Below are 12,983 nucleotides of genomic sequence, written 5' to 3' on the forward strand. Positions count from 1 at the left end.
CATATGAAGTGAAAGCATGAAGTACATGCAGAGTGAATGACGCACCATATTACAGTCAAGGTGAGGTGAACTATTCATGGAAAAACCTGCGCCATTACCAGGTGAAGACTCCGAAGTCAGCCTGGATAAGGCCAGTACAACACAGTCCCCTGTCCGATATGTTCTCTTCCCTTGCAAAGGAGGCTGGTCATCCTTTCCCTACCCCGATATTGCTGCATTGCTGTCGATCGAAGGAGAGGTCTACTATGTCAGCAGCCTGACGCAATCAGAAGATGTACCTCCGGTCATTACCGTCATCTCCCTCCCTGAAGCCGAGCAGCTATTGCTCGAACCTCGCACCGTAGCCGTAGTCGCCCATCCCTACTGGCTAATGGCTACGGCTTCGCTGGAGCCTGAGCTATGTATTGCCCTGCTCCCTGAGCCTGCTGGAAACGAAGCAGAATCTCCGCTATGGGAGAGCAGTATTTCCAAACTGGTCGGCATCGCCGATCTGGTAGGCACATCCTCCGAAACACGGTATTTGAAGCTGTTATTCCAAGGCGTACGTGCCATCTGGCTGGGCGGCGAAGACTCTGCACCTGCGGGGACGATGCAAAAGGATGATCTCGAAGTCCCTCTCCGGGACTACGAACTGCTCTTCTTGCTTGCGCTGCGGCAGATCCTGTCAGGCACTCCGGATAGCGTCACCTTGCTTCAATGCAGTGTACGTGCCGACTTCTACCGCCAGCTTCGTGCCAAAGCAGGTGCACATGAGACGATATCCTTTTTGCTGGCAGCCTATGAGTACTTGCTTGAAGATTCTCGGGCTATCAATTCACTTCAAGAGGCATTCTCCCATGCGGTCTTGAATGGTCGCAGTGACTGTGTAGTCTCCCACTATCGATTCCTGTCTGCCGTTCATGCCCGGTCCGGCAAGTTGGAGGACGCCCTGCGGGTGTATGGAATCAGTGCAGCCGACGAACAGGAACGCCATCATTATGAACAGTTATGTCGCTGGCTTGAGGCGGGAGAAGATCAACTTGTACGAGCGGAACTACTGCGCATGAACGATGATTACGGAAATGCCCTGCGTATCCTGGACGAACTTGGCGGAGAAACAGCGAGACATTGGAAATTCCGCATCTACCAGGAGACTGGACGTGTGGAAGAGGCACTGGCTCTGGTGCATGCAGTCGATATTCAGGATGATGCCAGTCGCCGGGATTATCAGCAATTATCCGGCAGCGCGCTGGCTCTGCGAGGGGAAAGACACGGGGCAGTCCGACATTTCCTTGAGACAGCATTGGAGGATGAAGATGCGCTGGCCCGGATTGTGGAGCTGGAGCTGTTGGATCATGCTGTACAGCAATTGCTTGGGGAGGTGCCGTGATGCTGGACCCGAAGAAGCGTAGACAACAGTTGAATGGGCCAATGGTACACAGGGATATCCGAACCGAAACCACTTTCACGCCAACGGAAACAGTGGATCGAACACATATAAACGTATTGGAAAATGGCGATCACACGCCGGATCATGCACAACCATCACATGGCTCCCGAAGCCAAGTGCATCACTGGGGCGACACACAAGGTCAATTCGAACAGGACACTACTTCCATAGAGGAGGAAACAAGCGTATTCAAAGAACCCTTCTCCATTCGCCGGGTTCGCAAAAGCAAAGGCAACAAGCTCACCGCCATGCTCCAGGTTCGCAATGAACGTGGCCGATACCTTGAAGAAGTATTGCATGATCTGAGTGAGTTCGTGGATGAGATCGTGATTGTGGACGATGCCAGCACAGATGGAACCCCGGACATATGCAAAGCCTATCCAAAGGTGGTCCGTCTGGAGGTATTGGAGAAACCGCTATTCGCCGAGGAATGGCGCCTTCGCAACACCTTATGGCAAGCGGCGGCGGGAACATGTCCCGACTGGTTGCTCTCGGTTGATGCGGATGAGCTGTACAGCTCAGAGGCCAAGAAAGCCATACGCACTCTGATTAATCAGGAGTATGCAGACTGGTTTGCATTCCGTTTCTACGATATGTGGGGCGGCCGGACCCACTACCGGGAAGATGATCTCTGGTCTCTGCACAAACGGCATACCGCTTCACTTGTACGGTATATGCCTGGATATCCTTATTTTTATCCACAACAGAATCATCATGTCCCCCGTCTTCCCTTGTCCTGCACTGTATTGCCTGGAGTCAGCACGGAATTGAAGGTTCAGCACCTCGGCTGGGCAGGCAGTCTGGAGGACCGGGTTCGTAAATATTTGCGTTACAAGCGCATTGATCCTAGCGGTGAGTGGGGCAATCTTGCACATTACGAGTCTATTCTCGATCCGGAACCTCGGCTGATTCCCTGGAAGGAGGGACCGTGAGATGGGCGTGGTGAGTATTCTGACACATAGTTTCACCGACGGGTACAACCGGGAATTCGGTCGTGTATTTGGTGGTGGACTGGAACGCTACATTCTGGATCTGTGCAGTGTCATCCGGGGACTCGGGCATATTCCCGAAGTTCATCAGCTCTCTTATTTTGAAGCATTCCAGACTCGGACGGAGCAGATTGACGTATTTGGTTATTCGTACGACATGGATAATGTACCGGAAGCCTTTGACCGGATGGCAGCAGCAGCGCGCGGCCCAGTGATCTATGCCAGCTGTCTGTGGCAACCCATCACCTACAAACCTGGCAGCCTTGGCATCTGTCACGGCATTAACTGGGATCGTCCCGGACTGCCACTGGAGACCAAACAACAAGTCGCGGAACATATTCAACTGGCTCTGGATGGACTCGTGCGCATTGTATCCGTGGATTCTCATTTCCAGACCTTTTGCCGGGCTGCGTGCACCTATACCGATCCAAGGCAGGTTGTCCTGATTCCCAACGCAGTGGATACGTCCTATTTCACACCAGCCCCGCCAACACGGACCTTCGAGCAGAAACAGGAAGACGAATGGCTTGTCGCATGGAAGAATGATCTGGCGAGTCATGAAGAGAATGTTGGTGCAGTTATATCAGGGGTGCAAGCTGTAGAAGGTAAGGGTGGAATGAGTCGTGATGGAGCGAACAATGGTAAGGCTAACAGAGACGGAGGTGGGGATACAGATAGCGAGCAAGAACGAAAGGAGAAAGGAATGGTAGATCTCCATTTGCAGTTATCGAAACGGGAAGAAGTCGAGGCAGATGGCGAAACGTATAGGTTTGCTCATAACCACCGGAATTCAACGGACTGGGCTACGGAGATTCTGGTAGAAACAGATGCTGAGTATCAGGTTAATGGTCCGATTCAGGGACAGGTTGAAAGGAAAACTGTGGATGCCCGTGTGACCTCTCCCCGCCCGATTCGCATTATCTATCCGCGCCGCATCAGCATGGAACGGGGTATTATCCCAATGATGCTGGCGGCAGATAAACTTCTTGGAGCCTTTCCGGATCTGGAGATTGAATTTGCCGGGGAACTGGTCGAAGGCAGTACGGTCGGGAGAGTCTTTCGTTACTGGCATCGTACTCATCCACATGCGGAGCGAATTAACCAGCGCACGTATGATTTCCGTGATATTCGAGAGGCCTACCATCAGGCAGATATCGCCGTAATTCCAACCGTGTTCTCGGAAGGCACCTCCTATGCCTGTCTGGAAGCGATGAGCTGTGGACTTCCGGTAATTGCCTCCAATGTTGGCGGATTGAATGATCTGATTCAGGATGGTTTTAATGGGCTGCTGGTACCTCCTGGTGAGCAGGAACTAACCGCTGCACTGGTTCGTCTTGTACAGGATCGGGCCGAGCGAGAACGACTGGGAATCTATGCGCGCGAGACTGCACTGTCCTATGATCTTGCCAGGTGGCGGAGCCGTTGGAGCACGGTGTTGGAATCTTTTTTGGCAGAGACAGGATTGAAGGAGGGAATTCGGGGATGATGGATATGCCCAAGGCAACGGAATTCATGGAATCAAGATACATTCGGCAAAGTGATCCTAAAACGGACACATTGGTCTTCCCGCTGCATCCGGCATGGTGGAGCCGTCCCTACGAATATGAATGGGCCCGGCGGTTTGCACGTCCGGACGATGTGGTCCTTGATGCAGCCTGCGGTATCTCCCATCCGTTCAAATTCTGGCTTGCCGAACACTGCCGCGAGGTTCACGCCTGTGACTGGGATGAACGTATTTTGTCTGAAGAGGCGATAAGACTGGATATCGTTTCTGATTTTGGTGAGCAAGCGGCCCAGGATCTACCGGAATCAACTCTCGTCCGATTGCACCGTGCAAAGGCTAATCTGGCCCAACTTCCGTACGAGTCGGGTAAGTTTGATCGGGTGTTCTGTATCTCTGTACTGGAACATCTGGATACGGGCACGATGCTGCGGGCGTTTCGAGAATTCGCCCGGGTGCTGAAACCAAACGGACAGTTAATCGCTACCTTCGATGTGCCCGAAATGCAGCCGGATCTGCTGGAAACGATTATGGCTGTCACCGGACTAACCATTGAAGATAAGCTGAACGTGGAAGAACCGGATGATGCCATCTGGTCTGACATGTACGGCACGCCGATCCGCTGTTTTCGAGCGGTGATATGCAAAGGCTGAGACGAGTTGGCTTACGTTGAGTTAAGTGCGGATTGGAAAATTGAGGGCTTGAGAGCTCGACCCATTAGCAACGGAACAATACACGGTTCGGGCAATGCTCCGATTACCTGTAGCTCCGTTGCTTTTGCAATTCAATCGGATGGGCTAGTGCGGGGATATATGGGGATGGAGGTTGGGGACTAGAGACTAGAAATAAGAGATTAGTAATTAGTGATTAGTGATTAGTGATTAAAGATTAAAGATTAAAGATTAAAGATTAAAGATTAAAGATTAAAGATTAAAGAAAATTATAGGTGTACCAGTAACATGTTGCACTGGTTGGTGTATTCATCAGCAGAGGCTGCGCCGTGTGCTGTGAGGCACAGCAGGGTTTGCAGGCCCGGCGGGATTGTCGTCGCCGGGCGACCTGTGGCGGCAGGTTGCCGCGCAGTGAGTTGGGCCGATTCGGCCCATTCACGCGCCAGGTTCTGCCGCCCGGCGAGCAGCGCGAGCGTGCCCGCGAGGAGCGCGTGAGCGGTGCGCTCCGAGGCGGGCACCTCGTCCGCGCGGGGCTGCTGCGCGCCGTCAGGCGTGCCGCATAGCGCAAGCAGCCCTTCGCGGACGCTCGCGGGTGCGCGCAGCAGCCCGCAGCGTGCCGCAGGCGGAAGCGCTGCAAGCAAAGCCAGCGCGCCGCGGGGCGGCAGGGCTTGCAGCAGGCGCAGCCATGCGGCCCAGGCGCCTACGCCGGCGAGCGCTTGCGCAGCGGCGAGCACGTCGCCTGGCGCAGGCGTGGCCGGGCCGCCGGGCGTTGCGCCGCGGGGCGGGCTGCCGCTGCTGCTGCGGTTGCCAGCCGTGGCCCCACGCTGCAGCAGCGCCTCGGCGGCATGGGCCGCGGCGTTCAGCGCTGCCTGCTGGCGAGCCGCCGCTCGGGCGTTGCGCCCGCCGGGCTGCTTGTGGCCCAGCGCCCACAGCGCCAGGGCCGCCTCTGGCCCGTGCTGCGCATGCGCCGCCCAGGGCTGCAAAGCCGCCCGAGCCGCGGCGTCCTCGCCCAGCTGGGCCAGCGCAAGCCCTGCGGCCAGCGGCTGTGCCCGCAGCGGGCCAGCAAGCGCCGCCGCATGGCGCAGCAGCCACTCCGGCCGATGCGCGGCAAGCGCGGCCGGGATCAACGCTTGCCATGCCGCAGGCGGCAAGCTTACCCGAGCGGCAACGCTGGCAATGGCATGCGGCCGCCCTGTGGCAGCGGCCAGCAACAACAGCCGCTGCCATGCAGGCATGCGGCCGGGTTGCATGCCCAGCGCCTCTATGTACGCGGCTTCTGCCTCTGCCCAGCGGCCTGCCCGCTCATATGCCATGCCTTCCAGCGTCAGGCTGCGATAGGTTCCAGCACCAGAGACTGATGTATACCTGCTGGCTGTAGAAGCAGCTGATTTAGCCTGTTTTAACCAGTTCAAGGCCACATCCTCTCTCCCTTGATCCAATTCAAGTACAGCACCAAGCTCCAACAAATCCGGAAAATCCTCATACACGGGCGCCCATGCTTCCACTACAGCAAGTGCCCGTTCTGGACTGCCAATCTCTCGCCAGGCGTAAGCCGTTTTCAGCACCAGATCCGAGTGATATCCACACTCCGGCATAAGCTGTGCCAATAATGGCTGCAACAAACGGAGTGCTTCATCATACTTCGCTTGCTGAAACCACTCGGCAGCCAGAGCATATAACAACTCCGGTTGATCTCCCTCCTGATTCAACGCGAAACGAATCAATTGCATGTTCCGTGCGCCTTTATTTTTGGCGGCAATCACCTGCTCCAGATATCCATAATGAATGACCTCGAGTCCAGAATGAAGCACACCTTGCGGAGCCAGTGCCATGATGGAAGAAGCAATCTCTTCATGAATTCTGCCCTGAAAGGCAATTCGGGGATCATTTCGGAACAAACGACATACCGCATCCGTCACACGCTCTTCACCGGACACCCCCAGCAGACTTGTGACCTGTATCCAGTATCCCCATACGTCGTCCCTGCTTGTCGCTAACAACTGCACGAGTTCTGCCTTCATCTGCGGAGTCTGTGCCCATACTTCATCTGCATCAAGCACCAGAATCCACGGTTTCGTAGCAGCGGTCAGCGACAGATTACGGGCTTCACTGAAATCTCCGTTCCATTCCGTACGAATTACAACGGCACCATGGAGACACGCAATTTCAGTTGTATCATCTACCGAGCCTGTGTCTACAACGATGATCTCATCCACAACATCCCTGACTGCATTCAAGCACCGCTGGAGTGAACCGGCTTCATCCTTCACGATCATACACAAACTAATCCCTATGCCCATATTCGTCACCACCCCTCTCCAACGGAGTTCAGTCCCATCCATTAGCCCGCTGAATTAAGTTGCACCCCCGGACCTGCCTGATCCCCTCTCAGCTCTCAAACCCGTCCGCTCCCGGTAACTCCAGCCGAATATGCTGAACGACAGGCCAACAACGGTGCCGCTGTCCATCTGCATGCTGAGCGAACACCTCCAGATGATGATCCGCAGCACTAATTAATCCTTTCACCAGCCAACTGGTTCCTGCGAGGGAATCCGAAACCCCAGGAAACGACTCAATGTCACTCACCTTCCCGTTTTCCTTTTTCCCTTCCATCTCTTTCTCCTTCTCTCCCATTCGAACGCTCTGTTCCACCGATAATCCTGCTCCAGCCAATTGCTGTCGACACATCTGAATCAGGCTATGCAGCTCTTTCCATCTCCCTGACTGTACACATCCTTCCATCATCAGTCCAAGCGCCTGCCAGCCATCATACTCTCTTCCTGCAACCGTTCCGTCTATGCTGGAGTCCATGTCCTTCTTCTTTATCGCTCTCAGACCAACCGTTCTCCCTGTCTGCACAGCAGATTCCTCATTCGTTCCTTCACCCACCTGCGAACTACGCTTTAACCACAAGGTCAATGGATCATCTCCGTTGACTTTCTTCCCCTCGATCCACTCCAAACGTTCGAGCCATCGGGCAGACGAGATCGCGAGCAGCCCTTTTTTCCGCTGCACAGGTTCCAGTTTCAGACGCGCCTTATTCCATCTTCCCTGTTGGATTTGGAGCATCGCCTCCGCTACAGATAAACGCTCTCTCATCTCACCGGTGGGTTGTGAGGATATACCTGATAACAATTGCAAAGCCGCATCATAACAACGAGATTGCTCCAGAATGCCCAATACTTTGTGTGTAGCCTCTTCCGAACTGAGTGCAAAGCGCTCCCTCACCAACTCTGGAATCTGATGTTCCTGCCCGGAGACTCGCATAATTCGGAATATCCGATAGAGCGGCGGTAACAGACTCGATTTGGTACGCACCGCCTCGACGTAAGCATCTACCGCACCCTCCAGATCTGCCCTTCCTTCCAGCAATCGCCCTAACGTATACCACGTCTGATAGGTGCCGATGCCTTCTTCCGTATGATATATGGGTGGAGGTGTTCCCATGCGAACAGCTTCACGGAGCGAATACTCTGCCTGATCTGCATCACCCAATGCTTCTGCACACACCCCGCGATGGTGCATCAAATCCGTGTACTCTGGAAAGAGTTCAAGCGCAGCGTCGATTCGATCCAATGCCTCCTGCCAGCGATTCAGATGCTGGAGACAACGAACTTCATATTTGAACAGCAAATGCGCGTAACTGGTCACCGCAGGATCAATCCCCATCCGAGCCATACCAAACGTCTCCAAGGCCCGCTTCGCTTTCCCCACACGCAGATACTCGACACCCAGATTATAGTGATGGAACGGCTGATCTGGTTCTTCCTCCACTGCCTGTTGCAGCAGGCGGACATTGCGGTTCACCTTATCTTTGCGCTCCACAATTGCTGTCTGATACCCATAATGATGGATGACCATGTCCGTCACATGAAAAGCAGCCTCTGAATTCCTACGGCAAATCGCCGCCGCAATCTGCTCATGAATTCGACCTTCGAACCGATGCTCCGGGGCATTACGGAAGAGACGCAAAACCGGATTCACGGTGCCCCCCTGCTGACCCGTACCTGTATAGTTATGAATGTTTAAAAACAATCCGTCGCATCCGCTGACCGTCGTCCAGCTCCTGATCTGCTCCCGCGCAGCCCTATCGAGCGCCTCGTCCGCATCAAGAAAGAGAATCCAGTCGCCGGAAGCGCGCTCCAGGCCAGCATTCCGTGCTGCGGCAAAATCTTCGCACCACTCAAATCGCACAACCACCGCTCCATATTGCTGCGCAATCTCCGCGCTGCGGTCCGATGAACCGGTGTCCACTACAATAATTTCGTCCACCGCTCCCTGGACACTGGCAAGACAATGAGGCAGCAACTCTTCCTCATCCTTCACGATCATGCATAGGGAAATTCGTTCCGCTTGCAAGCTGATTCCTCCTTTCCTTTGCATGGAAAAGCGTACGCCACGGGATGCCTCCGGTCGTTTGCAGTCTTTGTTCCAATGCGGTATATTGTGCAGCGAGTTCCCCTGAAGACAGAGAACGAACCAATTCCTGCTTAATCGCCTCCATTGCCAATTGCATGTAACATACCGCTGCTCCAACTCGAGCCTGCCACATAGCAGGTTCCTGTTCCAGAGCCTGCTCAAACAGAGAGAGCGCTTGATCATTGTGGCCTTTGGTATACAGCGTTTCACCCAGCCAGAATAACCCTTCGGCATCCAGCTCACTCTCGGTCATGCACTGAATCAGGATGTTCGCGGCTACCATGGTGTACCCGTGACAATATAGCAGGCTTGCCAACTCCCGCCGTACCGTTACGGATGTTCCCCGATGCTCACTCATCATGATTGCCCGCAGCTCATGCAGTTGCTCAGCAAGCGTAAGCTGCCCTGTCTTTATGGCCTGCTGCACAATTTTCTCTGCCACCAGCTGTGCCTGCCGACCCCATTGTAGAAGCTTCTGTTCTCCTGACTCAGGTTCCATGTAGCGTGGCTCTTTGGGCAACTGATGCAGCAAACGGTCAATGACCTTCCATACATCCTTTTCCTCTGGATACGCAGTTGCGAAGAATGTCTCGGTTAATCGTAATCCATTGGCCCAACAAGCCAGTGCCCAATTCATTCTGTGTTCTGCCTGTATGCTAACCCCATTCATACCCTCAGCTTCCCAGTGTTCTTCCACCAGTTGCAAGGCATCCGAAACCCTGTTCGCACATAACAACCAATGTATTCGATCTGCTACATGGATACGAGCACTACGCGTAATGGAATCCAGCATATTCAATGACTGCCCATATGCCCCGCAGCCTGCGAGAACATGAATCACATGCACCAGATGATCCTCATTCGTCACGGCGTATGGATGGGACAATTCACCACGAACCAAGTCACCATGCCCTGACTCTCCGATCTCTCTGCATCTGGCGAGCAATGTTTCTGCTATGTTCTCATCCGTTTCTCCGGACTGTTGCAGCACATCTGCCAACCCCATCCATGCCGGAGCATACACAGACATACTATCCAGAGCCAGCCCGTACAGATGTGCGGACTCATTCAGGAAGCCCCGTTTCTGTGCAAGTCTGGCCATGGCGGTATACGCTCTGTAACGGTCAGAACCCGCTTCCGTTACATATGACGCGTCTAACGTGCTACCGCTATTCCTCTGTCCATCACTATCCAGCGCCACCCGGCAATCGGTCGCTCGCGCATAGGATTGGTATGCACGTTCCTCCAAACCTTGCTGCTCCAACGTCTCCCCATACAACAGGTGCAGATCAGCATAAGATGGGTAACGATGCCTTTCCACAGCCAGAAGTGAATGCGCCTCTTCATATCGTTCCAATCCCACAAGGACTTTCCCATAATCTCTAACCAATGTAGGACGATATGGCGCGTGCAACTCTGTCAGGCGTAATGATTCACTGAACGCTTCAATTGCCTGTTCATTCTGACCAAGCTGGCAATAGGTCACGCCCAGATTATACAGTTGAAAGGGCTGTTTCGGATCATCCTGTAATTCACGCTTAATCAGCTTCAAATTACGTCTTGGCTTATGCTCCTGAGCAATCGCGGAAGCCAGATACCCATCATGAATGAGACATAGTGGAGCAAGCGGTTCATTCTCAACCAACAAATGTTCTTCATCTATACAGTTCTCGCTCTTATCCATATCGCCAGCCTCATACCGGACAGGCTCGCATGGGCCATTACGAACCAATTGCTCATGAATACGCCCCTTGTATCGATATCCCTGATGAGCACGGAACAGTCTCACTGGCTGAGAGATAACGCTCTCTTCTACCCCTTCTCCGTATCGGTTCTCTATAGTTATACGCAATCTTGTAATGCTTTTATGGACTTTAGGCAAATAATTCAGTAGTTCTTCCAACCCCTGCGTAACATACTCATCGGCATCTAGACACAGGACCCATTCGGTGCTCGCCAGAGGTAAACTGATATTCCGCGCATGTGCAAAGTCATCCTCCCAACGGGCGTGCAGCACCGTTGCTCCGTATGATCTGGCGATCTCGGCTGTACGGTCGGACGAGCCTGTATCGGTGATATAGCATTCCGTGCCGATATGCTTCAAGCTGTCGAGACAGCGGGGCAGGTGATGTTCTCCATTTTGCACAATCATATGGATTCCAAGTAAACGGTTCTGCAAATGTAACCACCTCCAATACAAAAAAAGCACATGAAGTCCACCAAAGGAACTCCATGTACCTATATGACAAACGAATGGGTTATGTGCCTTGTCCATTGAAGAACACATCAATCGTACTTGGTGCACCAACTAGGCTGGAGCGGTAGGATAGACGTGTATATTTGAGAAAACGCTGCGGAACCAATACATCCACTGACCCGGACAAAATGCCCGTCACCGTCGTCACATCCGTGTACCAGTTCGAACCGTTCGCACTGATCTCAACGCGAGCATCTACCCGGTTTACACCCGGTCCCCTATTGTATACAAAGAAAGAATACGTACCAAATACACTAGTGGTCACTGCTGGAAGCGGTGTAAAGGTGTTAGCCGTCGGGGTGCTAATGAGCTGCGACTCCTGAAAACTCTTCTGTGAAATGGACGTCACACTGCTGAGTGTCCCTGCCGTAATCGTAGCGCCGAGCACGCTGGTGATCGTTCCGTTTAACAAGTTCGTCAGTGTTCCTGCTGTAATCGTTGCTCCAAGTACGCTTGTAATCGTTCCGTTCAGCAGATTGGTCAGCGTACCTGCAGTGATTGTTGCTCCAAGCACACTCGTAATCGTACCATTCAGCAAGTTCGTTAAAGTTCCCGCTGTTACTGTTGCTCCGAGCACACTGGTGATGGTTCCGTTTAATAAGTTCGTCAGTGTCCCTGCGGTCACTGTGGCCCCAAGCACACTGGTGATGGTTCCGGCTGTGATCGTCGCTCCCAATACACTGGTGATCGTACCATTCAGCAAGTTCGTCAGTGTCCCTGCAGTCACCGTGGCTCCGAGCACGCTGGTAAGTGTACCATCAAGCAAGTTCGTGAGTGTTCCTGCTGTTACGGTTGCCCCGAGTACACTTGTAATGGTTCCGGCTGTGATCGTTGCTCCCAATACACTGGTAATCGTACCATTCAACAAGTTCGTCAACGTACCTGCGGTCACTGTAGCTCCAAGCACACTGTTGATCGTACCTGCCGTGATCGTCGCTCCAAGTACACTCGTAATCGTTCCGTTCAGAATGTTGGTAATGGTTCCGGCGTTAATTGTAACCGTGGTCAGACCTGAGATGTTACTGATGGTTCCGTCCAAAATAATACCAACCACGTTCCCGCTCGTATCCGTTCTGACAGGCTGGGCTGTGCCTGTACTATCCTGACCAAAAATCAACGTTCTCAGATTATCCGGATTCGTATTAAACGTTGTAAAGTTAGGCATGTGTCTCGTCCTCCTCCCTGGTCAAATCTGTGAGATCATACTCCCTTACGGCATACGCTGTGCCTGAAAGTAAACATCGAGCCGGGTCGGCTGATTCGGTTCAACGGATCGAATGGCAAGCCGGGTATAATGCAAAAAACGCAAGGGTACCAGCGCTTTGGTCTGTCCTCCCGCGACCACCTCCTGGCTGTCCACAGCATAATCCACGGCATTGGGGCTGATCTGGATCTGTACAAGAGCCGGATGTTTCCCCCGATTCACAACGCCATAGGTATACATGCTGAGTGATGAGGTGTCTTGTGCCGGGAGTGAATCCATGCTGTTACTGGTTTCGGCTCCGACATACGTATGCTCTGTAAAACATTGAAAAGCACCAGGGAGTTTCGTACGTGAGGAAGCACCCTGCTTGAACCGGGGACGAGTGATCCGGGAACAAGGAGGTTTCAGCAATTTAGCGCGGCAGGAAAGACGGGAGCGGCGGCGACTGACATATTTAGTTGGTTGCTTCTTTCTCTTCTTGCTTCGCTTCGCTGTTCGACTCATCTCGATTTC

General features: G+C 53.4%; 9 protein-coding genes. 4 read left to right on the forward strand and 5 right to left on the reverse strand.

Annotated features, from left to right (window positions below; all coding sequences use genetic code 11):
- Positions 1-76: 76 nt before the first annotated feature.
- The 4 genes from MKZ13_RS29475 to MKZ13_RS29490 are packed head-to-tail and all read left to right on the forward strand — an operon-like array spanning position 77 to position 4,572.
- Entirely contained in the window at positions 77-1,369 is a 1,293-nt protein-coding gene (locus MKZ13_RS29475; protein ID WP_339180363.1) for a hypothetical protein, read from the forward strand.
- Positions 1,369-2,361 (forward strand): glycosyltransferase, encoded by a 993-nt coding sequence (locus MKZ13_RS29480; protein WP_339180365.1) that lies wholly within the window; start codon positions 1,369-1,371, stop codon positions 2,359-2,361. The genes MKZ13_RS29475 and MKZ13_RS29480 overlap by 1 nt, the downstream gene beginning before the upstream one ends.
- A 1-nt stretch (position 2,362) precedes the next feature.
- Entirely contained in the window at positions 2,363-3,904 is a 1,542-nt protein-coding gene (locus MKZ13_RS29485) for a glycosyltransferase (RefSeq protein WP_339180368.1), read from the forward strand.
- Entirely contained in the window at positions 3,901-4,572 is a 672-nt protein-coding gene (locus tag MKZ13_RS29490; protein WP_339180371.1) for a class I SAM-dependent methyltransferase, read from the forward strand. The genes MKZ13_RS29485 and MKZ13_RS29490 overlap by 4 nt, the downstream gene beginning before the upstream one ends.
- Positions 4,573-4,859: 287 nt before the next feature.
- On the opposite strand, the gene MKZ13_RS29495 is transcribed toward MKZ13_RS29490, so the two are convergent.
- From MKZ13_RS29495 to MKZ13_RS29515, 5 genes are all read right to left on the reverse strand, one after another.
- A complete protein-coding gene (locus MKZ13_RS29495) occupies positions 4,860-6,866 on the reverse strand; it encodes a glycosyltransferase family 2 protein (protein WP_339180373.1) in 2,007 nt (668 codons plus the stop codon).
- A 112-nt stretch (positions 6,867-6,978) separates the two neighbouring features.
- Entirely contained in the window at positions 6,979-8,949 is a 1,971-nt protein-coding gene (locus tag MKZ13_RS29500; protein WP_339180376.1) for a glycosyltransferase, read from the reverse strand.
- The gene (locus tag MKZ13_RS29505; RefSeq protein WP_221819758.1) at positions 8,906-11,188 is read right to left on the reverse strand and encodes a glycosyltransferase; all 2,283 of its coding nucleotides are present in this window, start codon (positions 11,186-11,188) and stop codon (positions 8,906-8,908) included. The genes MKZ13_RS29500 and MKZ13_RS29505 overlap by 44 nt, the downstream gene beginning before the upstream one ends.
- 79 nt (positions 11,189-11,267) lie before the next feature.
- Positions 11,268-12,431 (reverse strand): DUF6385 domain-containing protein, encoded by a 1,164-nt coding sequence (locus MKZ13_RS29510; RefSeq protein ID WP_260632658.1) that lies wholly within the window; start codon positions 12,429-12,431, stop codon positions 11,268-11,270.
- A 45-nt stretch (positions 12,432-12,476) separates the two neighbouring features.
- Positions 12,477-12,974 (reverse strand): DUF6385 domain-containing protein, encoded by a 498-nt coding sequence (locus MKZ13_RS29515; protein WP_221819759.1) that lies wholly within the window; start codon positions 12,972-12,974, stop codon positions 12,477-12,479.
- Positions 12,975-12,983: the final 9 nt, after the last annotated feature.

It is taken from the genome of Paenibacillus sp. FSL R5-0701 (assembly GCF_037973995.1).
Taxonomy (GTDB): Bacteria; Bacillota; Bacilli; order Paenibacillales; family Paenibacillaceae; genus Paenibacillus.